This window comes from Mycobacterium sp. NGS49 (assembly GCF_059812565.1).
The window spans coordinates 1-24,969 of record NZ_JCALCX010000054.1; the positions used below are offsets into that span (position 1 = coordinate 1).

23 protein-coding genes and 1 pseudogene are annotated in these 24,969 nt (G+C 66.1%); 13 read left to right on the forward strand and 11 right to left on the reverse strand.

Annotated features, from left to right (window positions below):
* Positions 1-2,398 (forward strand): annotated as a pseudogene (locus AC5Y7D_RS29170) (PE family protein); the annotation flags it as partial.
* Between the two features lie 70 nt (positions 2,399-2,468).
* Here AC5Y7D_RS29170 and AC5Y7D_RS29175 read toward each other — a convergent pair.
* Positions 2,469-4,115 carry an acyl-CoA synthetase gene (locus tag AC5Y7D_RS29175; protein ID WP_499929520.1) on the reverse strand — a complete coding sequence of 549 codons (1,647 nt, stop codon included), beginning with the start codon at positions 4,113-4,115 and terminating at the stop codon, positions 2,469-2,471.
* 139 nt (positions 4,116-4,254) lie between these two features.
* Between AC5Y7D_RS29175 and AC5Y7D_RS29180 the strand changes: the two genes are divergently transcribed.
* Together AC5Y7D_RS29180 and AC5Y7D_RS29185 are read left to right on the forward strand one after the other, a co-directional pair.
* Entirely contained in the window at positions 4,255-4,989 is a 735-nt protein-coding gene (locus tag AC5Y7D_RS29180; protein WP_499929541.1) for a crotonase/enoyl-CoA hydratase family protein, read from the forward strand.
* A gap of 114 nt (positions 4,990-5,103) precedes the next feature.
* The gene (locus AC5Y7D_RS29185) at positions 5,104-5,967 is read left to right on the forward strand and encodes a type IV toxin-antitoxin system AbiEi family antitoxin (protein ID WP_499929521.1); all 864 of its coding nucleotides are present in this window, start codon (positions 5,104-5,106) and stop codon (positions 5,965-5,967) included.
* A 40-nt stretch (positions 5,968-6,007) separates the two neighbouring features.
* On the opposite strand, the gene AC5Y7D_RS29190 is transcribed toward AC5Y7D_RS29185, so the two are convergent.
* Complete coding sequence (locus AC5Y7D_RS29190; protein WP_499929522.1) at positions 6,008-7,228, reverse strand: cytochrome P450; 1,221 nt, start codon at positions 7,226-7,228, stop codon at positions 6,008-6,010.
* 44 nt (positions 7,229-7,272) lie between these two features.
* Between AC5Y7D_RS29190 and AC5Y7D_RS29195 the strand changes: the two genes are divergently transcribed.
* On the forward strand, positions 7,273-7,983 hold the full coding sequence (locus AC5Y7D_RS29195) for an acetoacetate decarboxylase family protein (protein ID WP_499929523.1): 711 nt from the start codon (positions 7,273-7,275) through the stop codon (positions 7,981-7,983).
* Positions 7,984-8,040: 57 nt separating this feature from the next.
* Here the strand turns inward: AC5Y7D_RS29195 and AC5Y7D_RS29200 are convergent, their stop codons facing one another.
* On the reverse strand, positions 8,041-9,072 hold the full coding sequence (locus AC5Y7D_RS29200) for an LLM class F420-dependent oxidoreductase (RefSeq protein ID WP_499929524.1): 1,032 nt from the start codon (positions 9,070-9,072) through the stop codon (positions 8,041-8,043).
* A gap of 70 nt (positions 9,073-9,142) precedes the next feature.
* Between AC5Y7D_RS29200 and AC5Y7D_RS29205 the strand changes: the two genes are divergently transcribed.
* The 5 genes from AC5Y7D_RS29205 to AC5Y7D_RS29225 are packed head-to-tail and all read left to right on the forward strand — an operon-like array spanning position 9,143 to position 13,678.
* Positions 9,143-10,135 (forward strand): Zn-ribbon domain-containing OB-fold protein, encoded by a 993-nt coding sequence (locus AC5Y7D_RS29205; RefSeq protein ID WP_499929525.1) that lies wholly within the window; start codon positions 9,143-9,145, stop codon positions 10,133-10,135.
* A gap of 15 nt (positions 10,136-10,150) precedes the next feature.
* Positions 10,151-11,212: a thiolase family protein gene (locus AC5Y7D_RS29210; protein ID WP_499929526.1), complete on the forward strand. Its 1,062-nt coding sequence runs from the start codon at positions 10,151-10,153 to the stop codon at positions 11,210-11,212.
* The gene (locus AC5Y7D_RS29215) at positions 11,212-12,393 is read left to right on the forward strand and encodes a thiolase family protein (protein ID WP_499929527.1); all 1,182 of its coding nucleotides are present in this window, start codon (positions 11,212-11,214) and stop codon (positions 12,391-12,393) included. Before AC5Y7D_RS29210 ends, AC5Y7D_RS29215 begins: the two co-directional genes overlap by 1 nt.
* 5 nt (positions 12,394-12,398) lie before the next feature.
* On the forward strand, positions 12,399-13,280 hold the full coding sequence (locus tag AC5Y7D_RS29220; protein WP_499929542.1) for a TIGR03619 family F420-dependent LLM class oxidoreductase: 882 nt from the start codon (positions 12,399-12,401) through the stop codon (positions 13,278-13,280).
* Entirely contained in the window at positions 13,277-13,678 is a 402-nt protein-coding gene (locus AC5Y7D_RS29225; protein ID WP_499929528.1) for a nuclear transport factor 2 family protein, read from the forward strand. The genes AC5Y7D_RS29220 and AC5Y7D_RS29225 overlap by 4 nt, the downstream gene beginning before the upstream one ends.
* Before the next feature lie 58 nt (positions 13,679-13,736).
* On the opposite strand, the gene AC5Y7D_RS29230 is transcribed toward AC5Y7D_RS29225, so the two are convergent.
* Positions 13,737-14,270, reverse strand: coding sequence for a gamma carbonic anhydrase family protein (locus tag AC5Y7D_RS29230; protein ID WP_499929529.1), 534 nt, complete (start codon positions 14,268-14,270; stop codon positions 13,737-13,739).
* A gap of 113 nt (positions 14,271-14,383) precedes the next feature.
* Here AC5Y7D_RS29230 and AC5Y7D_RS29235 point away from each other — a divergent pair, with 113 nt between their 5' ends.
* Positions 14,384-15,553, forward strand: a complete 1,170-nt coding sequence (locus AC5Y7D_RS29235; RefSeq protein WP_499929530.1) for a 3-ketosteroid-9-alpha-monooxygenase, oxygenase component — start codon at positions 14,384-14,386, stop codon at positions 15,551-15,553.
* 5 nt (positions 15,554-15,558) lie between these two features.
* Positions 15,559-16,002, forward strand: a complete 444-nt coding sequence (locus AC5Y7D_RS29240; protein WP_499929531.1) for a hypothetical protein — start codon at positions 15,559-15,561, stop codon at positions 16,000-16,002.
* A 31-nt stretch (positions 16,003-16,033) separates the two neighbouring features.
* Here AC5Y7D_RS29240 and AC5Y7D_RS29245 read toward each other — a convergent pair whose 3' ends face one another.
* The 7 genes from AC5Y7D_RS29245 to AC5Y7D_RS29275 all read right to left on the reverse strand — a co-directional run bounded on the left by AC5Y7D_RS29245 (position 16,034) and on the right by AC5Y7D_RS29275 (position 22,438).
* On the reverse strand, positions 16,034-17,176 hold the full coding sequence (locus AC5Y7D_RS29245) for a sulfotransferase family protein (protein WP_499929532.1): 1,143 nt from the start codon (positions 17,174-17,176) through the stop codon (positions 16,034-16,036).
* Positions 17,176-17,958 carry an SDR family oxidoreductase gene (locus AC5Y7D_RS29250; protein ID WP_499929533.1) on the reverse strand — a complete coding sequence of 261 codons (783 nt, stop codon included), beginning with the start codon at positions 17,956-17,958 and terminating at the stop codon, positions 17,176-17,178. The genes AC5Y7D_RS29245 and AC5Y7D_RS29250 overlap by 1 nt, the downstream gene beginning before the upstream one ends.
* A complete protein-coding gene (locus AC5Y7D_RS29255) occupies positions 17,955-19,082 on the reverse strand; it encodes a hypothetical protein (protein ID WP_499929534.1) in 1,128 nt (375 codons plus the stop codon). Before AC5Y7D_RS29255 ends, AC5Y7D_RS29250 begins: the two co-directional genes overlap by 4 nt.
* Positions 19,083-19,173: 91 nt before the next feature.
* A complete protein-coding gene (locus AC5Y7D_RS29260) occupies positions 19,174-19,467 on the reverse strand; it encodes a hypothetical protein (protein WP_499929535.1) in 294 nt (97 codons plus the stop codon).
* 196 nt (positions 19,468-19,663) lie between these two features.
* Positions 19,664-20,719, reverse strand: coding sequence for a 4-hydroxy-2-oxovalerate aldolase (dmpG, locus tag AC5Y7D_RS29265; protein WP_499929536.1), 1,056 nt, complete (start codon positions 20,717-20,719; stop codon positions 19,664-19,666).
* Positions 20,716-21,630: an acetaldehyde dehydrogenase (acetylating) gene (locus AC5Y7D_RS29270; RefSeq protein WP_499929537.1), complete on the reverse strand. Its 915-nt coding sequence runs from the start codon at positions 21,628-21,630 to the stop codon at positions 20,716-20,718. Before AC5Y7D_RS29270 ends, dmpG begins: the two co-directional genes overlap by 4 nt.
* 22 nt (positions 21,631-21,652) lie before the next feature.
* Positions 21,653-22,438 carry a 2-keto-4-pentenoate hydratase gene (locus AC5Y7D_RS29275; protein ID WP_499929538.1) on the reverse strand — a complete coding sequence of 262 codons (786 nt, stop codon included), beginning with the start codon at positions 22,436-22,438 and terminating at the stop codon, positions 21,653-21,655.
* A 72-nt stretch (positions 22,439-22,510) separates the two neighbouring features.
* On the opposite strand from AC5Y7D_RS29275, the gene kstD reads away from it, so the two are divergent.
* On the forward strand, positions 22,511-24,205 hold the full coding sequence (gene kstD, locus AC5Y7D_RS29280) for a 3-oxosteroid 1-dehydrogenase (protein WP_499929539.1): 1,695 nt from the start codon (positions 22,511-22,513) through the stop codon (positions 24,203-24,205).
* A 1-nt stretch (position 24,206) separates the two neighbouring features.
* A partial coding sequence (chsH3, locus tag AC5Y7D_RS29285) for an enoyl-CoA hydratase ChsH3 (RefSeq protein ID WP_499929540.1) occupies positions 24,207-24,969 on the forward strand: 763 nt, incomplete at its 3' end.

Genomic DNA, 24,969 nt, shown 5'->3' on the forward strand with positions numbered 1-24,969 from the left:
CGGCGCCGCGGGCAGCAACGGCGGCGCCGGCGGACTCGGCGGCAACGGCGGCAGCGCAGGCTTTGGAGCCGGCGCGGCCGGCATCGGCGGCGCAGCCGGCAACGGCGGCAACGGCGGCGCCGGCGGGTCCGGCGGCAGCGGCCCACTCGACACCAACGGCGGCGCCGGCGGGGCCGGCGGCCAAGGCGGCCAGGGCGGCGTCGGCGGCCTCAACACCGGCGGATTCAGCAGCGCGGCCAGCGGCACCGGCGGCAACGGCGGCCAAGGCGGCGCCGGCGGCGCCGGCGGCGCAGGCAGTTTCTCCGTCGGCGGAGCCGGCGGCACGGGTGGGGCCGGCGGTGAGGCCGGTGCCGGCGGTTTGGCCAACTTCGGTGGGGCGGCAGGGAACGCGGGTGTCGGCGGCAACGGCGGCACCGGCGGGACCGGCGGGACCGGGGCCGGGGGGGCCGGTGCCGGCCAGTCCGGCAATGTCGGTGGCGACGGCGGCCTAGGCGGGGCCGGCGGCAGCGCCGGCGCCGGTGGCGTCAACGGAAACGGCGGCGCGGGCGGGCGCGGCGGTGACGGTGGGGCCGGCGTGGTCGGTACGACGTCCTCCTCGGGAGGCACCGGGGGTACTGGTGGCGCCGGCGGTGGCGGCGGCGCCGCCGGCCTCGGTGCTGGCGCGTCCGGCAGCGGCGGTATTGGCGGCACCGGCGGCAACGGCGGTGCCGCGGGGGCAGGCGGCAACGGCACACTCGACACCAACGGCGGCAACGGAGGTGCCGGCGGCCAAGGCGGCACCGGCGGCACCGGCGGGCTGAACACTGACTCCGTCAGCAGCGCGTCCAGCGGAACCGGCGGCAACGGCGGCCAAGGCGGGGCCGGCGGTAAGGGCGGTGCTGCAAGTTCCCCCTTCAGCGTCGGGGCGACTGGCGGGTCCGGCGGTGCCGGCGGCGATGCGGGCGGAGGCGGGTTGGCCAACGTTGGCGGAGCCGCCGGCAAGGCGGGCGTCGGTGGCACGGGCGGCGCCGGCGGCCAAGGTGGCCGAGGCGCCGACGGCACCTCCCCGGGTCAATTCGGGACCGCAGGTGGCCAAGGCGGTGCAGGCGGTGCAGGCGGCAGCGCCGGCGACGGTGGTACCAACGGCAACGGCGGGGCCGGCGGCCGCGGCGGCGACGGCGGGGCCGGCCAACTCGGCGAGACCATCATCAACGCCATCGGCGGTCACGGCGGCGAAGGCGGTACCGGTGGTGCCGGTGGTAACGGCGGTAACGCGGGCACCGGCGCCGGCGCAGCCGGCAGCGGCGGCGCGGCGGGCAGCGGCGGTGACGGCGGAAGCGGTGGCAAAGGTGGCACCGGCGCCGACAACTTCGGCGGCGGCAACGGCGGCAACGGCGGCCTGGGCGGCCAGGGCGGCGTCGCCGGCGCGAACACCAGCGGCGTCAACGGCACCGGCGGTACCGGCGGCAACGGCGGCCAGGGCGGCATGGGCGGCACCGGCGGCGCGGGCGACATCTTCCAGGGCGGCAACGGCGGTGCCGGTGGCAACGGTGGTGCGGCCGGCTTTGGTGGCGGTCCCGGCACAGGCGGCACCGCCGGCAACGCCGGCATCGGCGGCGACGGTGGGACCGGTGGGACCGGGGGCGCAGGCAGCATCGCTGTAATTGACGGAGGCACCGATGGCTTTGCCGGCGGCAACGGCGGCCAGGGCGGTGCCGGGGGCGATGCGGGTGTAGGTGGCACCAACGGCGACGGCGGGACCGGCGGCCGTGGCGGTGACGGCGGGGCCGGAAGCCAGCCACCTCCAGTTGCGTTTGGTCCGGGCAGCAACGGCAGCAACGGCGGCAACGGCGGCAACGGCGGCAACGGCGGCCTCGCCGGCATGGGCGCCGGTGCGGCGGGCAATGGCGGCGCGGCGGGTGACGGCGGCAGCGGTGGGGCCGGCGGCACCGGCGGAATTGGTGTCACCGTTGGCGGCACCGGCGGCTTCGGCGGCAACGGCGGGCTAGGCGGCCAAGGCGCCGTCGCCGTCGGTATTGACGCTAACGGTGGTGCCGGCGGCAACGGCGGCAGCGGCGGGACCGGCGGCATAGGCGGTAAAGCTGTCATGGGCATCGGCGGCACCGGAGGCCTGGGCGGCAACGGCGGCGCGGGAGGTAATGGCGGTGCGCCAACCGGCAGTGGCACGGGCGGCGCGGGCGGCAATGGTGGCGACGGGGGCGATGGCGCCCAGGGTGGCGTGGGCGGCTTCGGCTCGGGCGGCAACGGCGGCGACGGCGGCGACGGCGGCAACGGCGGCAACGGAACCGGCGCGCCCGGTGGCCTGGGCGGCGACGCCGGTGATGGCGGTCCCGGCGGCATCGGCACCAGCACCGGCGACCCCGGCGACCCCGGCGATCCCGGTACCCCCGGCGTCTAACCGCGATGCCGGCGGTACCGGCGGCCTGACCGGACCGTCGCGGGTGCTGACCTGGCTGGCTCTCGCGGGATCAGGCCCCGGTACCTACGTGACTCGCGTGCACGTCGTCGGCCGGCCGCGCCTCGGTCTGCTCCTTGGCCCAGCGGTAGTCCGGCTTGCCGGCGGGTGACCGCTTCACCTCGTCGACGAACCAAAGGCTGCGTGGCACTTTGTATCCCGCGATCTCCGATCGCACGAAGCTGTCCAGCTCAGCCAGCGACGGCCGCGCCCCCTCCCGGGCCTGCACCACCGCCGCAACGTGCTGGCCGTACCGCGGATCGGGCACCCCGACGACCAGTGCGTCGAAGACATCGGGGTGGCCCTTCAGCGCCGCCTCGACCTCTTCGGGGTAGATCTTCTCGCCGCCACTGTTGATCGACACCGAGCCCCGGCCCAGCATCGTGACGGTGCCGTCCTCTTCGACCATCGCGTAGTCGCCCGGAATCGCATAGCGCACACCGTTGATCGTCTTGAACGTTTCGGCCGTCTTCTTCTCGTCCTTGTAATAGCCGACCGGAATGTTGCCCTTCTTGGCGATGAAGCCGCGCACGCCGGAGCCCGGCTTGACTTCGTTGCCCTCTTCATCGAGGACCACGGTGCGGTGATCGATGGCGACTCGAGGGCCGCCACTGTGCGGCGCGTCCTTGGCGACGATGCTGGTGCCACCAAAACCGGTCTCGGAGGATCCGATCGAATCGGTGATGACCCGATTCGGCAGCAGCTCAAGCAGTTTCTCCTTGATGCTCGGCGAAAACAGTGCAGCCGTGCTGGCCAGCAGGAACAGTGACGACAGGTCGTAGTCGTTGTCCTTCTGCAAGGCATCCAGCAGCGGACGGGCCATCGCGTCACCGGTGAAGAACAACAGGTTGACCTTATGTTCGTGAATGGTGCGCCACACCTGGTCGGCGTTGAATTCCGGTGCCAGCACCGTGGTTTGGCCCGAGAAGAGCGACATCCAGGTCGCCGACTGGGTGGCGCCGTGGATCATCGGCGGAATCGGGTAACGGATCATCGGCGGATTAGCGGCGGCGGCCTTGGCCAGGTCGTACTCGTCTTTGATGAATTCGCCTGTGGCGAAGTCCGTTCCGCCGAACAGCACGCGATAGATGTCTTCGTGGCGCCACATCACGCCCTTCGGAAAACCCGTGGTGCCACCGGTGTAGAGCAGGTAGATGGCGTCGGAGCTGCGGTCGCCGAAGTCACGCTCGGGTGAACCCTGCGCGATCGCGGAATTGAACTCGACGCCCCCGTAGCGCTGGTAGTCCAAGTCGCTACCATCCTCGACCACCAGCACGGTCTTGACGTTCGGGGTGTCCGGAAGCACGTTGGCTACCCGGTCGGAGTACTGCCGTTCGTGCACCAACGCCACCATGTCCGAGTTGTCGAACAGGTAGCGAAGCTCGCCTTCGACGTACCGGAAGTTGACGTTCACCAGGATCGCGCCCGCTTTGATGATGCCGAGCATCGCGATGACGATCTCGATGCGGTTGCGGCAATACAGGCCGACCTTGTCGTCCTGCTGCACCCCCTGGTCCATCAGGTAGTGCGCCAGCCGGTTGGCCTTCTCTTCGAGTTGCGCGTAGGTCAACCGCTCGTCGCCGCAGATGAGGGCCACACGGTCCGGCACAGCGTCGATGGCGTGCTCGGCGAGGTCAGCAATATTCAGAGCCACGGCCACCAAATTAGAACGTGTTACATTTCTTGACAAGCTCACACCCCATGTCGAGGAAGAGGCGGTAGCAGTGGCGGAGCAGCCAGCAAACGAATCCGGGCCCGACGCTCTGGTCGAGCAGCGCGGCCACACACTCGTCGTCACCATGAATCGGCCGCATCGTCGCAACGCTCTGAGCACTGAAATGATGCAGATCATGGTCGAGGCCTGGGACCGCGTCGACAACGATCCAGACATTCGGTGCTGCATCCTCACCGGCGCCGGTGGCTACTTTTGCGCCGGCATGGATCTGAAGACCGCAACCCAGAAGCCGCCCGGCGACTCCTTCAAGGACGGCAGCTACGACCCGTCACGCATCGACGCCCTGCTCAAAGGTCGCCGACTCACCAAACCCTTGATCGCGGCCGTCGAAGGCCCGGCGATCGCCGGTGGCACCGAGATCCTGCAGGGCACCGACATCCGGGTGGCCGGCGAGAGCGCCAAGTTCGGCATCTCCGAGGCCAAGTGGAGCCTGTACCCGATGGGCGGGTCTGCGGTGCGACTGGTGCGTCAGATCCCGTACACGGTGGCCTGCGACCTGCTGCTGACCGGCCGGCACATCACCGCCCCCGAGGCCCTCGAAATGGGGCTGATCGGCCACGTCGTTCCGGACGGTCAGGCGCTGACCAAGGCCCTCGAGCTCGCCCAAATCATCGAGAACAACGGCCCCCTGGCGGTGCAGGCGATCCTGCGCACGATTCGGGAGACCGAAGGGATGCACGAGAACGAGGCGTTCAAGATCGACACCCAGATCGGCATCCAGGTCTTCCTGTCCGACGACGCCAAGGAAGGTCCGCGGGCGTTCGCCGAGAAGCGCAAGCCCGAGTTCAAGAATCGCTGACCGGACCGATCCGCTCACCCGCCGAACGTGTTCTCACGGCGGGTATTCGGCCTGATCTCGTCCCTGAGGACACGTTCGGCGATGTTGTCGGTCCCGCCCGACAAAATCCACGGCGTGACGCAACCATTTATCGGTAGCGAGGCGCTGAGATCCGGTGCCCTGACCCGTCACCAGCTGCGCAGTCGCTACGAAGCGATCCATCCAGGCGTCTACGTCCACACCGGTACCGATCTCAGCGCTGTTCAGCGCGCTTACGCGGCGTGGCTCTGGTCGAAGCGGCGCGGGGTTATCGCCGGGCAGTCAGCCTCCGCGCTGCACGGAGCGAAATGGGTGGACCGCAGTCAGGCAGCTGAACTGCTCTACGACTTTCGTCGACCACCACCTGGAATAGACACCTGGTCGGATCGCATATCGCCGGACGAGACCCGGCTCATCGACGGCATGCCGGTAACGACGCCGGCCCGCACGGCGTTCGATCTGGCCTGCCGCTATCCCCTGGGCAAGGCTGTCGCTGCCATCGATGCGCTCGCCCGGGCCACCCGACTCAACGTCGCAGACGCCGAGTTGATCGCCGATCGCTATAAAGGCCACCGCAACATCCGGCGTGCCCGCGAAGCGCTGAAGCTCGTCGACGCCGGCGCTGAATCACCCCGCGAGACCTGGCTGCGACTGCTTGTCATCAAGGCCGGCTACCCGCCACCGCGGACGCAGATCCCGGTCCGCGGCCGCTACGGCGAGCTCGTCGGAGTAGTCGACATGGGTTGGGAGGCAGTCAAACTCGCGCTGGAATATGAGGGCGGACACCACCGCACGCCCACGCAGTTCGCCAAAGACATCACCCGCTACGAAGCGATGACAGCCGACCTCGGCTGGATCGTCGTCCGCGTCACCGGCCAAGACACTCCGGGCGGCATTCTTGGGCGACTCGCAACAGCCTGGGCCCGCCGAACGTGCGATGAAGGCGGAAAAATCGCCTGAAGCCAACCCTCAGAACACGTTCGGCGAATGAGAAGGCCGCCTACCCCAACACAGGCGCGCTCGGCGTAAACACCACCGGCATCGACTCCAGGCCGGACACGAAGTTCGCCGGCCGCAACGGCAACGCCGACTCGTCGGCCAACCGCAGGTCCGGCAACCGCTGCAGGACGCGTGACGTCATCAGCGACAACTCCAGCCGGGCCAGCTGGTTGCCCATGCAGAAGTGGGTGCCGAAGCCGAAAGCCAAGTGGCTGTTCGGGTTTCGCCGGATATCGAACTTCTCCGGCTGATCGAACACCGTTTCGTCGAAGTTTGCGGCTTCGAACAGCAGCATGATCTTCTCGCCGGCACGAAGCGAGGTGCCATGGAACTCGGTGTCCGCGGTCAAAGTCCGGCACATGTTCTTCACCGGCGACGTCCAGCGCAGCATCTCCTCGATAGCCCCCGGCAGCAACGACGGGTCCGCGACCAGGTCGCCCCACTGGTCCCGATGGCGCACCAGTTGCTCGGTACCCCCGCTCAAGGTGTGCCTGGTGGTCTCGTCACCGCCGATCAGTATCAGCAGCGTCTCCATGACGATCTCGTCGTCCGACATCCGCTGACCCTCGACCTCGGCGTTGATCAGGACCGAATACAGGTCGTCGGTCGGATCGGCGCGGCGCTTGCCGATCAGGTCCATCGTGAACGCCGTATATCCGGCAAATGCGTCCATCACGCTCTGGAATTCCGCCGACGTCGGGTCGATGTGCGACGAAAGCCCGCACACCAGGTCGTCGGACCACTTCAGCAACATCCCCCGCTCCGAGGGCAGCACGCCGAGCATGTCGCCGATCACCGCCATCGGCAACGGCGCGGCGATGTCGCGGACGAAATCGCACTCCCCCCGCTCACACACCGCGTCGATCAGGGTGTCGCACAATTCCCCGATCGAGGCCTCCTTGTCCTTGACCCGCTTGCGGGTGAAGCCCGAGTTGACCAGCTTGCGCCGCACCAGGTGCGCCGGGTCGTCCATGTCGATCATGTACGGCATGCCCGGCTGATCGGGCCGGATGCCGCCGGTGCTGGAGAACAGTTCCGGGTTGCGCTCGGCATCCAGGATGGCCTGATATGTTGTCGCGCCGGCCAATCCGTTGCGGTCCCGGAACACCGGCTGATTGGCCCGCATCCAACGGTAGGCTTCTCGCGCCGCGACTCCATCGGCATAGAAGTTGCCGTCCGCCAGATCGATGTTCAGGATCGTGTCCGGGATCGTTGACGTCATCTACAGCCTCCAGTTTTCTGCCTCGAGCCCATTACAGTAAGCCCATGCCTGTCTCGCAACACACCATCGCCGGAACCGTCCTGACCATGCCGGTGGTCATCCGCAAGGCCGACCAGCATGCCGCGATGTTCTCGGTGGACGCTAAAGCGGCCCAGCGACTCATCGACTACAGCGGGCTGCAGATCTTCGAATACCTGCCCGGCCGGGCGATTGTGGCGCAGCTGCTGGTGCGCTACATCGACGGCGACCTCGGCAAGTACCACGAGTACGGCACCGCGTTCCTGGTCAACAAACCCGGCACCACCGCGAAAGGCATCCGCGCCATGGCCGGCGCCGCCAACTTCATCCACCACCTGCCCGTCGACCAGGAGTTCACCCTCGAGGCCGGCCGCACCATCTGGGGCTACCCGAAGATCATGGCGGACTTCAACATTCGCGACGGACGCAAGTTCGGATTCGACGTCAGCGCCGACGGACACCTGATCGCCGGCATCGAGTTCAGCCCCGGCCTGCCGCACCCGGCTCCGAAACTCCAGCACATCACCACTTACTCCCACCTGGATGGAGTGACCCGGCAGATCGACTCGACCATGCAGACGTCCGGTGTACGGACTCGCCTCGGGGGCGCCAAGATCCGCCTCGGCGACCACCCCTACGCCAAGGAACTGGCGACGCTCGGACTGCCCAAGCGGGCCCTCATGACGCAGTCGGTCACCAACGTGGAGATGTCTTTCGGCGACGCACGCGTCGTCTGAGACCATCTCCATCCGGTCAATCTAGAACGTGTTCTAGCGAAGCCGCAAGCACCGGCCTCAGGTCAGCGCCGCAAGATCCCGTACCTGCTCAACGCTGCGGGCGCCCACCACCATCATGGTGACGCCGGATGCCTCCCAGGCCACGATTTGCTTACGCACGTAGTCCAGGTCACCGACGATCATGGCGTCGTCGACCAGCTCGTCCGGGATGACCTTCGCCGCCTCGTCCTTGCGGTTCGACCGGAACAGCTTTGTGACCTCGTCGACCACTTCGGAGTACCCCATTCTGCGGTAGACGTCGGCGTGGAAGTTCGTGTCCTCGGCGCCCATGCCGCCCATATAGAGCGCCAGAAAAGGCTTGACCGCCTCGAAAGTCCCGGCACGGTCCTCGGTGACCACCACCTGCGCCGTCGCGCAGACTTCGAAGTCCTCCCGGCTGCGGCGGGCACCGGGCCGGGCGAACCCTTCGTCCAGCCACTCGTTGTACGTGTCGGCCATCCGCGGTGAGTAGAAGATGGGCAGCCAACCGTCACAGATCTCGGCTGCCAGCGCCACGTTCTTGGGCCCCTCGGCGCCCAGCATGATCGGGATGTCGGCGCGCAGCGGATGCGTGATCGGCTTCAATGGCTTACCCAAACCCGTTGTCCCCTCGCCCGTCAGCGGCAACGGATAGTGCGGCCCGTCGCTGGTCACCGGCTTCTCGCGGGCCCAGACCTGGCGCACGATGTCGATGTATTCACGGGTGCGGGCCAGCGGCTTGGGGAAGCGGTGCCCGTACCAGCCTTCGACCACCTGCGGCCCGGACACACCGAGGCCGAGGATGTGCCGGCCGCCGGAGAGGTGGTCCAATGTCAGCGCCGCCATCGCGCAGGCGGTCGGGGTCCGGGCGGACAACTGAACCACCGAGGTGCCCAGCCGCACCCGCTGCGTCTCGCGACCCCACCAGGCGAGTGGCGTGTAGGCGTCCGAACCCCAGGCCTCCGCGGTGAACACGGCATCGAATCCGGCGTCCTCGGCGGCGGCGACGAGCTCCGCGTGGTTCTCCGGCGGCTGCGCGCCCCAATATCCCAGTTGCAGTCCGAGCTTCATGAGTTGCCTTCCCACGGCCCTCTAAAGGGTCCAGTTGAAACCATCGTTAGAACCTGTTCTACTCGACATCGTGACAGCCAGTTCAAGCGGCCCGGCCCTGATCGATCACCCTGAGCCGCCTCTCTCTGCACCGTTGACGTTGTCGTTCGACTACACCCGTTCGGTGGGCCCCACGCTAGGGAAGTTTTTCACCGCACTGCGTGAGCGCCGCGTTCTGGGCGTGCGCGGTTCCGATGGCCGGGTGCATGTACCGCCGCCGGAATACGACCCGGTTACCTACGAACCGCTGGGCGAGATGGTACCGGTGGCCAGCGTCGGCACCGTCGTGTCCTGGACCTGGCAGCCCGAGCCGATAGGCGGGGAACCGCTGGACCGGCCGTTCGCGTGGGCGCTGATCAAGTTGGACGGAGCCGACACCCCGATGATTCACGCGGTCGACGCGGGTTCGCCCGACGCGATCAAGACCGGTGACCGGGTACACGTGCACTGGGCCGATGAAACCGTCGGCGCCATCACCGATATCGCCTACTTCGCATTAGGCGACCAGGCCGAGGAGGTTCCGGAACCGCAAGCCGGCCTGGACCCGGTCACCATGGTCGTCACACCGATCAAGCTGACGATCCAGCACACCGCCTCCCATGAGGAGAGCGCCTACCTGCGGGCGATCGCCGAAGGAAAACTGTTGGGCGCCAGGACAGGTGAACAAGGGAAGGTCTACTTCCCACCGCACGGCGCCGACCCGGCCACCGGCCTGCCGACCACCGAGTTCGTCGAACTGCCGGACAAGGGGACGGTGACGACGTTCGCGATCATCAACATCCCGTTCCAGGGCCAGCGCATCAAACCGCCGTATGTGGCGGCGTACGTGTTGCTCGACGGCGCCGATATTCCGTTCCTGCACTTGGTCGCCGACGTCGATGCGCACGAGGTGCGCATGGGCATGCGCGTCGAGGCGGTGTGGAAACCCCGCGAGGAGTGGGGGTTCGGCATCGACAACATCGAATACTTCCGGCCTACCGGTGAACCGGATGCCGAGTACGAGACCTACAAACACCACCTGTAAAGGGCCGGGCTACATATGAGTGATCGCAATGTCGCGGTGGTCGGCTTCGCCCACGCGCCGCATGTTCGCCGTACCGACGGCACCACCAACGGCGTCGAAATGTTGATGCCGTGTTTCGCGCAGCTGTACCAGGACCTGGGCATCAACAAGTCCGACATCGGATTCTGGTGCTCGGGATCCTCGGACTTTCTTGCAGGACGCGCCTTTTCATTCCTCAACGCCGTCGACTCAATAGGCGCGGTACCACCGATCAACGAGTCGCACGTGGAGATGGACGGAGCCTGGGCTCTTTACGAGGCCTATATCAAGATCCTGACCGGCGAGGTCGAGACGGCGCTGGTGTACGGGTTCGGGAAGTCATCGGCGGGGATCCTGCGGCAGATCATGACGCGACAGCTTGACCCTTACACCGTCGCCCCGCTGTGGCCCGACTCGGTCTCGCTGGCGGGCTTGCAGGCGCGAATCGGCCTCGACGCCGGCAAGTGGACACCAGAGCAGATGGCACAGGTCGCACTCGACTCGTTCGCCCAATCCGAACGCAACGACTCCGAGAAGCCGGCCAAGAGCATCGACGAATTGCTGTCCCGTCCGTTCTTCAACGACCCACTGCGCCGCCACGACATCGCGCCGATCACCGATGGCGCCGCGGCCATCGTGCTGGCCGCCGACGACAGAGCACGGGAACTCCGCGAAAACCCGGCCTGGCTAACGGGAATAGAGCACCGCATCGAAACGCCGGTGCTGGGCGCCCGCGACCTGACCACGTCGCCGTCCACCGCGGTGTCGGCGAAGGCCGCCACCGGTGGTGACACCGGGATAGACGTCGCCGAGATCCACGCGCCCTTCACGCACCAGCATCTGATCCTGGCCGAGGCGATCGGGCTGACCGACAGGACGAAGGTAAACCCGTCCGGCGGCGCACTGGCCGCCAACCCGATGTTTGTCGCGGGTCTCGAGCGAATCGGATTTGCGGCACAGCATATCTGGAACGGATCAGCCCAGCGAGTATTGGCACATGCCACCAGCGGCCCTGCGCTGCAACAGAATTTGGTCGCCGTCATGGAAGGGAAGAACTGATGGCCGGCGCGGGCGCGCACCTAGCCGCGGTGCTGGGGACCGGGCAAACGAAGTATGTTGCCAAACGCCAAGATGTCTCGATGAATGGGCTGGTGCGGGAAGCCATTGATCGGGCATTGCAGGATGCCGGCTCCACCTTCGATGACATCGATGCGGTAGTCGTCGGCAAGGCGCCCGATTTTTTCGAGGGCGTCATGATGCCGGAGCTGTTCATGGTCGATGCGATGGGCGCGACGGGAAAGCCCTTGATCAGGGTGCATACCGCGGGCTCGGTCGGCGGATCCACCGGCGTGGTCGCGGCAAGCCTCGTGCAGTCCGGCAAGTACCGCCGTGTACTGGCCCTTGCCTGGGAAAAGCAATCAGAGTCGAATGCCATGTGGGCGTTGTCAATCCCCGTGCCGTTCACCAAGCCGGTCGGCGCGGGTGCCGGTGGCTACTTCGCTCCGCACGTGCGGGCGTACATCCGCCGGTCAGGGGCTCCGACGCATATCGGCGCACTAGTGGCAGTCAAAGACAGACTCAATGGCAGCCGCAACCCGTTGGCCCATCTGCAGCAGCCCGATATCACGTTGGAGAAGGTCATGAAGTCCCAGATGCTCTGGGACCCGATACGTTTCGACGAGACCTGTCCATCCTCGGATGGTGCCGCCGCACTCATCATCGGCAACGAAGAGAGCGCAGAAGCATCCCTGGCGCAGGGACAACCCGTTGCGTGGATACACGCTACCGCGTTGCGGACCGAACCGCTGGCCTTCTCTGGACGCGATCAGGTCAGCCCGCAGGCCGGACGAGATGCCGCCGCAGCGCTGTGGAAGGCCGCCGGAATCACGAGTCCGATCGATGAGATCGACGCTGCCGAAATCTACGTGCCATTCTCCTGGTTCGAGCCGATGTGGCTGGAGAACCTCGGCTTTGCCGCCGAGGGTGAAGGCTGGAAGCTCACTGAAGCCGGCGAGACCGCGATCGGGGGACGGCTTCCGGTCAACCCGTCGGGAGGAGTGCTCTGCTCCAACCCGATCGGTGCCTCCGGCCTGATCCGCTTCGCCGAAGCCGCCATCCAGGTGATGGGCAAGGGCGGCGATCATCAGGTACCAAATGCCCGAAAAGCGTTGGGGCATGCCTACGGCGGCGGATCTCAGTACTACTCGATGTGGGTGGTCGGAAAGGACAAACCCGAGTGAGCCGGATGAAGTACACGCTCAGCATTGCGTTCAGCCCGATCGACCAGCTGATCGAACTCGCCAAGACGGCAGAGGAAGTCGGGTTCGACTCCATCGCGCTACCGGATTCCATTTTCTACTTCGAGAAGCAGTCCGTCGACTATCCCTACACCGCCGACGGCAAGCGGATGTTCGATGAACACTCCCCCTGGGTCGACCCGCTGATCTTGGCGGGCACGATGGGTGCGGTCACCTCGAAGCTGCGGTTCTACACCAACGTGCTGAAGCTGGGTTCGCGCAACCCGCTGCTGCTGGCCCGCCAGGTCGGCTCGGTGGCCAACCTGACCAACAACCGCTTCGGCTTCGGCGTGGGAATCGGCTGGGCGCCCGAGGAATTCGAGTGGTGCGGGGTGCCGTACGCCCGTCGCGGCAAGCGAGTCGACGAGATGATCGAAGTGATCAAGCTGGTGCTGGCCGGCGGGATGGTCGAATTCCACGGCGAGTTCTACGATTTCGACCGCCTGCAGATGAGCCCGGCCCCCAGTGAACCTGTGCCGTTCTACGTCGGCGGGCACACCGACGTCGCCCTCAAGCGCGCCGCCCGGGTCAGCGACGGCTGGACCAGCGCGATGATGACCCACGCGGAATTGGACGAGACCATCGGCAAGCTCAAGACGCTGCTGGCCGAAAACGGCCGCGCGGACGACCCTTTCGAGTACCAGGCCGTCTGTACCGACAAATTCGGGGTGGACGGTCATCGGGAGCTGGCCGAGATCGGGGTGACCGACTACATCACCATTCCGTGGGTCTTCGATGGCCTGGCCTTTGACGCGCCACTGGACAAGAAGCAGGACTCGATGAAGCGCTTCGCCGACACCTACATCCATTCGGGTTGGCAGCACAAGTGACCGCCGTAGGCGAGGCCGGGCGGCGCTCCCGCGAGGCGGTCGCCGCGCGCGACAAAGATGCCTGGCTCGCGGTCTTCGCGGACGACGCCATCGTCGAAGACCCCATCGGCCCGTCCGCTTTCGACCCCGAAGGCAACGGCCACCGCGGGCGCGACGCGATATCGGCGTTCTGGGATAAGGCAATCGCCCCCACCACCAGCATCGAGTTCTTCTTCCGCGACACCTACCAGTGCGGCAACGAGGAAGCCAACGTCGGGCACATCCTGATCACCACCGGCGACTACCAGACAACGGCAGAAGGCGTCTTCACGTACAAGGCCAACGACGACGGCCAGATGGTGGCACTGCGCGCGTACTGGGAGATGGACCGCGCAGCCGCCTCCACCCGCCGAGTGTGAATTTCCTGACCCGACAAGCCGATTGGCCGTCGCAGCATCCACAGTCGGCGCAACGGGGCTACCCCGGCTCGACCGGCTCGACCCCCGCGATATGCCGCTGCGCCAGGTCCCGGTAAGCCTGCGGGTTGACGTTGACCCACATCTCGGCGGCGGTGCCTTCGATCGGCCCCTTCACCTTGGCGGGCGCGCCGGTCACCAGCATCCCGGCCGGAATCTGCGTGCCACCCACCACCAACGCACCGGCGGCCACCATGCAGCGGGCCCCGATCACAGCGCCGTCGAGCACCGTGGCGTGGTTGGCGATCAACGCCTCGGAGCCGATGTGGGCGCCGTGGATGACGCACAGATGGGCAACGGTGGCGCCCGGACCGACGTCGACGGGGATGCCCGGCGGGGCGTGCAACACCGACCCGTCCTGCACGTTGGCGCCCTCCCGAATGACCACGGGCGCGTAGTCGCCGCGCAACACGGCGTTGTACCAGACCGACGCGCCCGCCTCGACCGTGACGTCACCGATCAGGGTGGCGGTCGGCGCCACGAACGCGGTGGGATCGACCTTCGGTGAACGGCCTTCGAAAGAGAACAGCGGCATCAATTACATATACCGCAATGCGCATATGAAGTGGCCAGACTCGCCGTCGTTGCGCTCCCCCGCTGCAAAACTGTAACGTGTTCTAGTTAGTACCCGCGATCTGGAGGTGACAGGTGAATACCGACACAAATGGCGTCGGTGTCCGGGAGATCGATGCCGGCGCGTTGCCGACCAGATTTGCCCGGGGCTGGCACTGCCTGGGCCTAGCCGAGGACTTCCGCGATGGCAAGCCGCACTCGGTGCAGGCGTTCGGTACCAAGTTGGTCGTCTTCGCCGACTCCAACGGCGACATCAAGATTCTGGACGGGTACTGCCGGCACATGGGCGGCGACCTGTCCGAGGGCACCATCAAGGGCGACGAGGTCGCGTGCCCCTTCCACGACTGGCGCTGGGGTGGTGACGGCCGCTGCAAGCTGGTGCCCTACGCCAAGCGCACTCCGAAGACGGCGCGCACCCGGGCGTGGACAACCGATGTGCGCGGCGGTTTGCTGTTCGTGTGGCACGACCACGAGGGGAATCCGCCGGATCCGGCGGTCCGAATCCCTGAGATCCCGGAAGCGCACAGCGACGAGTGGACCGACTGGCGATGGAACCGCATCCTGATCGAGGGATCGAACTGCCGCGACATCATCGACAACGTCACCGACATGGCGCATTTCTTCTACATCCATTTCGGGTTACCGACGTACTTCAAGAACGTCTTCGAGGGCCATATCGCTTCGCAGTACCTGCACAACGTGGGGCGGCCCGACGTGGACGATCTCGGCTCGTCTTACGGCGAGACGCATCTGGACTCCGAGGCCTCCTACTTCGGGCCGTCGTTCATGATCAACTGGCTGCACAACAGTTACGGCGGATATAAGGCCGAGTCGATTCTGATCAACTGCCACTACCCGGTGACGCAGAATTCGTTCGTGCTGCAGTGGGGTGTCATCGTCGAGAAGCCCAAGGGCATGGACGAGAAGATGACCGACAAGCTGTCCCGGGTGTTCACCGAAGGTGTCAGCAAGGGCTTCCTGCAGGACGTCGAAATCTGGAAGCACAAGACGAGGATCGACAATCCGCTGCTGGTCGAAGAGGACGGCGCCGTGTATCAGATGCGCCGCTGGTATCAGCAGTTCTACGTCGACGTTGCCGACATCGAGCCGGAGATGGTGGAGCGCTTCGAGATGGAGGTGGACACCACCCGCGCGAACGAGTTCTGGAACGCCGAGGTTGCCGAGAACCTCAAAGCCAAGGACGCCGCAGCGGTTTCCGACGAAGTGCCCGCCGAGCAGCACTGATCGTCATGTCCGACGATCAGGCAGTTCCCGACGTCGATCGGCTCGCCCGGTCGATGCTGATGCTGCACGGTGACCACCACGATCACGACGAGCCGCGCGAAACCCGTGGTGGGTCCGATAGATGGTCCAAGTCAAGGGATTTCGCCAACGACCCACAACGGGCTGCCGCGGTGGCCGAAGCCAGTCGCGCCGACCGTGAGCGCTACCTGACCGCAGGATTGCGGCCGGTGGACTGCCGATTTTGTCACGTCACGGTATCGGTGCGCAGGTTGGGACCGGGATACACTGCGGTGCAATGGAATACCGAAGCGTCACAACGCTGTGCGCATTTCGCAGAGGTGCGCTCATGCGGCGGCAACACCGCGCGCACCAGGTCATGTCCCCGGCTTTCTGACAGCATCGAACACGCGGTGGCTGAAGGCTTCCTGGAGCCGGAAGCGGGCGATTAGTCACCGATCTGGTGAGCGACTGGCACCCGCATCACAGACCGGCGAACCGCTCCTTGACTGTCTCGGCGGTCAGCCCGTAGTCGGCCAGCGAATACCTGTGCTTCGGGGCCCGCGGACCGGTCTGGCTTTCGGAGTGGCTGTCCTCCATGGCTTTTCGTGCCTCGTCGGTCAACGTCAACCCGAAATGACGGTACACGCCGGCAACCGTGCCTAACGGGTCGGCGATGAGGTCGTGGTAGTCCACGTCGCAGAACTGGGCCGGATCATAATTGGCACGTGCGGTGTTGAACCGCTCCAGCCCGCGCGACCAGGTTTCCATTGCGTCAGCACCGATCTGGGCGCCGACGAAGGTCGTCGACCACCCCTCGGCGGTGTGCTGGGCCAGCGAGCACATCGAGGCCATGATCGTCTCCACCGGCCGGTGGGTCTGGATCATCAGCGCGTCGGGATAGGTGGTCAGCAAGGCATCGAGCGCGAAAAGGTGGCTGGGATTCTTGAGGACCCAACGCTTGTCGGCGTCATTGAGGCCGATCAGTTGCAGATTGCGCCGGTGCCGCCGATACGGGGGCGTCCAGTCCCGCTGTGACAGCCAGTGCGCATAGCCGGGTATGTGGGCCAACGTTTCATAGGACACCGAATGCAGCGACTGGCGCAGCAGCTGCCAGCATTCCTCCAGCTCATAAGCCGCCATGAAGTGCAGGCCGGTGTATTCCGGGTTCTCCTGATGATGCTTGTTGAACTGCTCATTCAGCTGGCTGTACCACGGATTCGAGTCCCAGGTGTCCCGGGGCGGACGCGGCTGGGGAAACTCGGCCAACCACAGGTGCAGGCCCTGATGCGCCGGGTCGGCGCCCAGCAGCCGGTGCAGCGCCGTCGTCCCCGTGCGCGGGAGTCCGGTCACGAAGATCGGTCGCTCGATCACCACGTCCGCGTGCTCGGGGTACTGCTTCCACGCCGACTCGGACAACAGCCGGGCCACCAGCGCGCCGCGCAGGAAGAAGCGATTCATCTTGCTGCCCAGCACCGTCAGGCCCGCATCGCGCCGGTACGAATCCAGCAGCACGCCCAGCGCTTCACGGTAGTTGTCATCGTCGGCGCCGAAGTCGTCCAGCCCGGTCAGCTTGGTCGCCGATGCGTGCAGGTCGTCTACGGTGCCGACATCAGTTCGGTCCATCAGTTGTGGTACTCCCCGCAGTTGACGTCGAGCGTCTGTCCGGTGATGCCGCTCGACAGGTCGCTGGCCATGAAGAGAATCGCCGACGCGACCTCATCCTCGGTAGGCAGTCGTTTCAGGTCGGAGTTGGCTGCGGTGGCTTGGTAGATCTGCTCGGCGGTGGTGCCGTACTTACCCGCCTGGTGGTTGAAGTAACCCTGCAGGGTGTCGCCCCAGATATAGCCTGGTGCAACGGAGTTGACCCGAATGCCCTGCTCGCCCAGCTCGGTGGCCAGCGACTGCGACATGGACAGCAACGCCGACTTGGCCATCTTGTACGCACCGTACTTGGCTTGGGAGTGGCGGATCACCATGGAGTTGACGTTGACGACGGAGCCGTTCGACTCGGCCAGCGCCGGGGTAAAGCCCTGGATCAGGCGCAACGCCCCCAGCGCGCTGAGCTCGATCGCGTCGCGGATGTGCTGAAACGTAGTGCCGGCCAACGGCTTCATCGACGGAACCCGAAACGCGTTATTGACGAGCACATCGACTTTGCCGTAGGCCTCCAAAGACGCGTCGACGAGGTTGTTCACCTGGTCGTCGTCGGTGATGTCGGTTGGTACCACCACCGCCTTGCGGCCCAGCTCGACGACCCGCTTGGCCACGTCGTCCAGGCGGTCGGCGCTGCGGGCCGCCAAGACCAGGTCGGCTCCTTCGAGCGCACAGCGGCGGGCCAGGGTGGTGCCCAGTCCCGGACCTACGCCGCTGATCACCACCACCTTGCCTTCGAGCAACTCGGTCATCCCAGCATCCTTGCCGCAATCTGCAATTGACGCAGCGCAATTCGTGCCCGCCAGTCGTCCGCGGAAATATTGTTCTGCTCGAAATAGGGCAGTGCCGCCGGCACCGTGTCGACGTCCACCAACTCGACCGTCGGTCCGTCCGCTTCGGTGAGCTCCCGGGACACCCGCTGCCACCGGAACTGCAGGAATCCACGCCGATGCCCAAGCGTCTCAACCCAATTGGTCACACCGGGATTCTGGTCGCTGACCACGATGCGCACCTTGCCGTCCGGATCTGCTTGTGCCTGAGTGTTGTTCAGCGAGGTCTGGTGGTTGATGTAGTCCAGCGAGATGTACCACATGCTACCCAGCTGGAAGCCGAGATACGGTGCGTCGCTCACCGGCACGGTGATCACCAGGGCCTGATCCGGCGACAATTCGAAGTGGCCGACCGACGAGTACTGGGTTGCCAGTCCGCCGGGAGTCGGCCGTGGCGGCACCATGGTGTTGACCGGGATCTTGAGGTAGAACCACTGGGGGAACTGCAGCCAGGTCTTCACCCGGTTTACCAGCTGCTTTCCCGCTGACGCGTAACGCTTCTCGATAAGTTCGCGGGTCAGCGGCGGGGGTGCGGTGCCCGCGGTGTCCACCCGTTCGATGGTCAGCGTGCCGCGGGTCGCCGACCAGTCGCCGTAGACCTCACGCATGACCAGCTGCCCGGCGCTGGTTGGCCGCAATCGCCACTCGAAGGTGCCGTCCTCGGCGATGTCGAGTTCCCGGTCGTCGAATGCGGCCTGGCTGGCGGGCACGTTGTCGTCGGTGTACTCACCGCCGAGCAGCTGGAAACTCAGATCGGTGGTCGTGCCGCGCACACCCCGCACCACGTAGTCATGGTCGGCGTGCACGCGGGTACCGAAGTAGAGCGTGTCCGGATTGTCCAAACCCATCTTGGTGAACGGCCCGGTTCCCGACTGCAGGAAGGGATGATCACGCTCGTAGTCGAAGGCGAGGTGCATACAGCCGGACACGCAGCCGGCCAGATACTGCAACCCTTCGAGGAGGTCGGCTTCGGTCTCGATGTGCGGGGCGGCGGCCACCAATTTCTCGGCTTCCGCGATCGCTTCAGTGAGCGGATCAGAGAACACGACCTCGACGCTAGAACGTGTTCCTATTTTGAGTCAACCGCGAACATTTCCGCGTGTCGCACGCGACGGCCGCCGACGAAGCTCGATCGCCTCAGGAGGTGCACTGGTTGGCCAGAGTGATCAGGGCCTGACGCACATCCGGGTGCCGGTTGAGGTAGTCGACCAGGTTGGTGCCCGACCCGGACGCCTGAGAGCGCGCGGTGATGTCGGCCTTCACGTCGGGGTGCCGGTCCAAATAACCCTGGACCTGTTCGGATGCCGTCTGACCGAACGTGGTGTTGCACTGCTGCGGGTCGGCGTTTGCCACGGGTAATGCGATCATCCCTGCGGCGACGGCGCCGAACAGGCCACCTGCCAGCAAACCAGACATTCTCGAGGTAACCATCGGGGGTGCTCCTTCACTGACAGGCGCCGGGCTTTCGAGGCTACGCGCAAGAATGCAGACGTCGCCACGATGCCGGCCGGCCTTTCCGGCTAATGACCGAAACCGGACTGCTCATCGCCGAAGTCGACGGCGCCCGAACTGCCTAGCCCGCCCGTTAACGGCCGGCGTGGCCGATACCGGTACTAGACCCGCACAGTCAACGCGTTGCCGCTGCGCCACTCTCCTGCTCGCGCTTGATTTCCAGCGCGATGTCGATCAACTGGTCCTCCTGACCGCCGATGAGCTTGCGCTGGCCCGCCCGGTGCAACAACTCGTGAGCCGGGACGCCGTAGCGCTCACCCTGACGGACGGCGTGCTTGAGGAAGCTGGAGTAGACGCCGGAGTAACCCATGATCAGCGCGTTGCGATCGAGCAGGCACTCGGCCGGCATGGCCGGGCGCACCACGTCCTCGGCGGCGTCGGCGATGTCGAAGAAGTCGATGCCGGTCTTGACGCCGATCTTGTCGAAAACGCCGATCAAGGCTTCCACCGGCGCGTTGCCCGCGCCGGCACCGAACCTGCGCACACTGCCGTCGATCTGTTTGGCCCCGGCACGCACCGCCTCGACCGAGTTGGCCACTCCGAGCCCGAGGTTCTCGTGCCCGTGGAAGCCCACCTGTGCGTCCTCACCGAGCTCGGCCACCAACGCAGCTACCCGATCGGCCACCCCGTCGAGCACCAGGGCTCCGGCGGAGTCGACGACGTAGACGCACTGACATCCGGCGTCGGCCATGATTCGGGCCTGCGCGGCCAGCTTCTCCGGTGGGATGGTGTGGGCCATCATCAGGAAGCCGACGGTCTCCAGGCCCAGGTCACGGGCCAGCCCGAAATGCTGAATGGATACGTCGGCCTCGGTACAGTGTGTGGCAATGCGGCAGATTGAGCCGCCATTGTCTTGCGCCTCTTTGATGTCCTCTTTGGTACCTACCCCCGGCAGCATCAGAAAGGCGATCTTCGCCTCCTGTGCGGTCTCGGCGGCGAGCTTGATCAGCTCCTGCTCGGGAGTTTTCGAGAAGCCGTAGTTGAACGACGAGCCGCCCAGGCCGTCCCCGTGCGTCACCTCGATCACCGGCACCCCGGCGGCGTCCAGGGCCGTCACAATGGAGCGCACCTCGTCCTTGGTGAACTGGTGACGCTTATGGTGGGACCCGTCGCGCAGCGAGGTGTCGGTGATCCGGACGTCCCACGCGCCTTCGAGAATGTGGCCAGTCATCGTGCGCCTCCCGTTACAGCCAGCGTCTCCTTGGCGATTTCCTCGCCGACCTTGGTCGCTGCCGCGGTCATGATGTCCAGGTTGCCCGCGTACGGCGGCAGGTAGTCTCCGGCGCCCTCGACCTCGACGAAGGTGGTGACAACCGCCTGACCGCCGGAATTCATCGACGGGTCGTCGAACTGCGGCTCGTTGAGCAAGCGGTACCCGGGCACGTAGGTCTGGACCTCGGCCACGACTTCATGGATGGACTTGGCGATCGCATCGCGGTCGGCGTCCTCGGGGATCGCGCAGAAAATGGTGTCGCGCATGATCATCGGCGGATCTGCCGGGTTCAGGATGATGATGGCCTTGCCGCGGGCGGCCCCGCCGATGGTCTGGACGCCGCGCGACGTGGTCTTGGTGAACTCGTCGATGTTGGCCCTGGTGCCCGGTCCTGCCGACACCGAAGCCACCGACGCCACGATCTCGGCATACGGCACGTCGGTGACGCGCGAGACGGCATACACGATCGGTATGGTCGCCTGCCCGCCGCAGGTGATCATGTTGACGTTCGGGGCGTCCAGGTGTGCGCGCAGGTTCGCCGGGGGAATCACCGCCGGTCCGACGGCGGCCGGGGTCAGGTCGATGGCCCGGATGCCGGCGGCCTCGTACTTCGGTGCCGCCGCCTTGTGCACGTAGGCGCTGGTCGCCTCGAACACCAGGTCGGGCTTCTCGGACTGCTCCAGCAGCCAGTCGGCGCCTTTGTGGCTGGTTTCCAGTCCGAGCTTGCGGGCCCGCGCCAGGCCCTCGCTGTCCGGGTCGATGCCGACCATCCAGCGGGGCTCCAGCCAGTCGGATCTCAGCAGCTTGTAGAGCAGATCGGTACTGATGTTGCCCGATCCGACAATGGCCACACTTGCCTTCGCCGGCATGTACACGCTCCCTTGCTGAGAATTATTCAAACGACAGACGAACGGCACCCAGCCCAGCGAAGTCGGCGACGAACTCGTCACCGGCCCGGGCGTCTACCGCAAAGGTGCACGATCCGGGCAACACGATGTCGCCCTTTTTCAGCCGCACGCCAAAACTCTCCACCTTGCGGGCCAGCCAGGCAACGGCGGTGACGGGATTGCCCAGGACGGCGTCGCTGCGGCCCTCGGCGATCAACTCACCATTGCGGGTCAGCTTCGCGTCGATGGCCCTGACGTCGACATCGGCCGGCGACACCCGGCCCGATCCCAGCACGAAACCCGCCGACGAGGCGTTGTCGGCGATGGTGTCGCAGATCTTGATCTGCCAGTCCTTGATCCTGGTGTCGATCAACTCGATCGACGGCACCAGCGCCGCGGTGGCGGCCAGCACGTCCTCTTCGGTGCACTCCGCACCCGGTAGGTCACCGGACAGGATGAAGCCGACCTCGACCTCCACCCGCGGCAACAGGTAGCGCGACGTCTGCACCGGGACATCCTCGAAAACCTGCATGTCCTCGAGCAGGTGTCCGTAGTCGGGCTCGTTGACGCCCATCATCTGCTGCATCACCGGCGACGACAGACCCACTTTGTGTCCCACCACCCGGGCGCCCTCGGCGACCCGCCGGCGGATGTTGATCAACTGAATCTCGTAAGCGTCGACGACGTCGACTTCAGAGTAGGCGGCCGTCAGCGGAGCGATTCCCTCGCGACTCCGCTCGGCCTGTGCCAGGTCGGCGGCAAGCTCTTGCCGGGTCGCATCACTGAGCATTTACCGAACTTCCTTCGTCCGCGTGACCGGGCCAGTAGCGCCCGACCCGGGCAATTCTATAACGTGTTCTACATGACAGCACAGGAGTACGACGTCGTCGTGGTGGGAAGCGGCGGCGCCGGCATGGTGGCTGCCCTCACCGCCGCGCACCGCGGCCTCTCGACAGTAGTCATCGAGAAGGCGCCGCACTATGGCGGCTCAACCGCCCGCTCGGGCGGTGGCGTGTGGATCCCGAACAACGAGGTCCTGCAGCGCGACAAAGTCAAGGACACCGCCGACGCGGCCCGCACTTATCTGCACGGCATCGTCGGCGACCGGTCGGTCAGCGGGGTGGAACCCGAACGCATCGACACCTACCTCGAGCGCGGGCCCGAGATGCTGACGTTCGTGCTCAAGCACACGCCACTGAAGATGTGCTGGGTGCCCCGCTATTCGGACTACTACCCCGAAGCGCCGGGTGGACGGGCGGAGGGCCGATCGATCGAGCCCAAGCCTTTCAACGCCCGCCAGCTCGGCGAAGATGAAACCCGGCTCGAGCCTGCTTATGGCAAGGTGCCGCTCAACGTGGTCGTCATGCAGCAGGACTATGTGCGACTCAACATGCTCAAGCGCCACCCGCGCGGTGTGCTGCGCAGCTTGAAGGTCGGCGGACGCACCATGTGGGCCAAGGCAACCGGCAAGAACCTGGTCGGCATGGGGCGCGCGTTGATCGGCCCGCTGCGAATCGGGTTGCAGCGGGCCGGAGTTCCGGTCGTGCTCAACACCGCACTCACCGATCTCTACGTCGAGGACGGCGTGGTGCGCGGGGTCTATGTGCGCGATGCCGGGTCGGCAGAGTCCGCTGAGCCGCGCTTGATCCGGGCCCGGCGCGGCGTCATCCTCGCCTCCGGCGGGTTCGAGCACAACGAGCAGATGCGGGTGAAGTACCAGCGTGCGCCGATCACCTCCGAATGGACCGTGGGCGCCAAGGCAAACACGGGTGACGGCATCATCGCTGGCGAAAAACTGGGCGCTGCACTGGATTTGATGGAGGACGCGTGGTGGGGGCCGACGGTGCCGCTGGTCGGCGCCCCGTGGTTCGCGCTATCGGAGCGCAACTCGCCGGGGTCGATCATCGTCAACATGTCCGGCAAGCGGTTCATGAACGAGTCGATGCCCTACGTCGAGGCGTGTCATCACATGTACGGCGGCCAGTACGGCCAGGGTCCGGGGCCGGGCGAGAACATCCCCGCCTGGTTGGTGTTCGACCAGCAGTATCGGGATCGCTACATCTTCGCGGGATTGCAGCCTGGGCAACGCATTCCGCGTAAGTGGATGGAATCCGGCGTGATCATCCAGGCCGACACCCTCGATGAACTGGCCACCAAGGCCGGCCTGCCGGTGGACGAGTTCAGCAAGACCGTGGCCCGTTTCAACGGCTTCGCGCGCTCCGGCGTTGACGAGGACTTCCACCGCGGGGAAAGCGCCTACGACAAGTACTACGGCGACCCGACCAACAAACCGAACCCGAACCTCGGCGAAATCACCCACGCGCCCTACTACGCCGCCAAGATGGTCCCCGGCGACCTCGGCACCAAGGGCGGCATCCGCACCGACGTGCACGGACGTGCCCTGCGCGACGACGGCAGCATCATCGAAGGCCTTTACGCCGCAGGCAATGTCAGCGCACCGGTGATGGGTCACACCTATCCCGGTCCCGGCGGCACCATCGGGCCGGCCATGACATTCGGATACCTGGCGGCACTACACATCGCAGGAGACCGCTGACATGCCGATCGACGTCGAAGTCGCACTGGCCGCCGAACTCGATCCCGTCGAATTCTCTTGGACCAGTACCGATATCCAGCTCTACCACCTCGGCTTGGGCGCCGGTTCCGACCCCATGGACCCGCGCGAATTGCGTTACCTGGTCGACGACACCCCGCAGGTGTTGCCCACCTTCGGCAACGTCGCCGCCACCTTCCACATGACCAGGCCGCCCACCGTCCAGTTTCCCGGCATCGACATCGAGTTGAGCAAGGTGTTGCACGCCAGCGAGCGGGTGGAAGTGCCTGCGCCGCTGCCTGCTTCGGGCTCGGGTAAAGCCGTCACCCGGTTCACCGACATCTGGGACAAAGGCAAGGCCGCGGTGATCTGGAGCGAGACGACGGTGACGGGACCCTCCGGCGATCTGCTGTGGACGCAGCGCCGGTCGATCTTCGCCCGTGGCGAAGGCGGCTTCGGTGGTGAACGCGGGCCCTCGGGTTCCGATGCCGCACCCGACCGCGCGCCGGATCTCGAGTTGGCGATGCCGATTCTGCCGCAGCAGGCCCTGCTGTATCGGCTCTGCGGCGACCGCAACCCGCTGCACTCCGATCCCGAATTCGCCTCTGCCGCAGGGTTTCCCCAGCCGATCCTGCATGGCCTGTGCACCTACGGCATGACGTGCAAGGCGATCACCGACGCCTTGCTGGACGGCGATGCCTCGGCCGTCGCGGCCTATGGCGCCCGCTTCGCGGGTGTGGCGTATCCCGGTGAAACGCTGCAGGTCA

Bases quoted from the DNA above. Each gene is read 5' to 3' on its own strand.
- AC5Y7D_RS29200 (WP_499929524.1), bottom strand. From the start codon at position 9,072: ATGAAGCTCGGACTGCAACTGGGATATTGGGGCGCGCAGCCGCCGGAG.
- AC5Y7D_RS29180 (WP_499929541.1), top strand. From the start codon at position 4,255: ATGAATCGGCCGCATCGTCGCAACGCTCTGAGCACTGAAATGATGCAG.
- AC5Y7D_RS29215 (WP_499929527.1), top strand. From the start codon at position 11,212: ATGGCCGGCGCGGGCGCGCACCTAGCCGCGGTGCTGGGGACCGGGCAA.
- AC5Y7D_RS29260 (WP_499929535.1), bottom strand. From the start codon at position 19,467: ATGGTTACCTCGAGAATGTCTGGTTTGCTGGCAGGTGGCCTGTTCGGC.
- AC5Y7D_RS29210 (WP_499929526.1), top strand. From the start codon at position 10,151: ATGAGTGATCGCAATGTCGCGGTGGTCGGCTTCGCCCACGCGCCGCAT.
- AC5Y7D_RS29250 (WP_499929533.1), bottom strand. From the start codon at position 17,958: ATGACCGAGTTGCTCGAAGGCAAGGTGGTGGTGATCAGCGGCGTAGGT.
- AC5Y7D_RS29270 (WP_499929537.1), bottom strand. From the start codon at position 21,630: ATGCCGGCGAAGGCAAGTGTGGCCATTGTCGGATCGGGCAACATCAGT.
- AC5Y7D_RS29230 (WP_499929529.1), bottom strand. From the start codon at position 14,270: ATGCCGCTGTTCTCTTTCGAAGGCCGTTCACCGAAGGTCGATCCCACC.
- AC5Y7D_RS29195 (WP_499929523.1), top strand. From the start codon at position 7,273: ATGCCTGTCTCGCAACACACCATCGCCGGAACCGTCCTGACCATGCCG.
- kstD (WP_499929539.1), top strand. From the start codon at position 22,511: ATGACAGCACAGGAGTACGACGTCGTCGTGGTGGGAAGCGGCGGCGCC.
- AC5Y7D_RS29245 (WP_499929532.1), bottom strand. From the start codon at position 17,176: ATGGACCGAACTGATGTCGGCACCGTAGACGACCTGCACGCATCGGCG.
- AC5Y7D_RS29220 (WP_499929542.1), top strand. From the start codon at position 12,399: ATGAAGTACACGCTCAGCATTGCGTTCAGCCCGATCGACCAGCTGATC.
- AC5Y7D_RS29190 (WP_499929522.1), bottom strand. From the start codon at position 7,228: ATGACGTCAACGATCCCGGACACGATCCTGAACATCGATCTGGCGGAC.
- dmpG (WP_499929536.1), bottom strand. From the start codon at position 20,719: ATGACTGGCCACATTCTCGAAGGCGCGTGGGACGTCCGGATCACCGAC.
- AC5Y7D_RS29240 (WP_499929531.1), top strand. From the start codon at position 15,559: ATGTCCGACGATCAGGCAGTTCCCGACGTCGATCGGCTCGCCCGGTCG.
- AC5Y7D_RS29275 (WP_499929538.1), bottom strand. From the start codon at position 22,438: ATGCTCAGTGATGCGACCCGGCAAGAGCTTGCCGCCGACCTGGCACAG.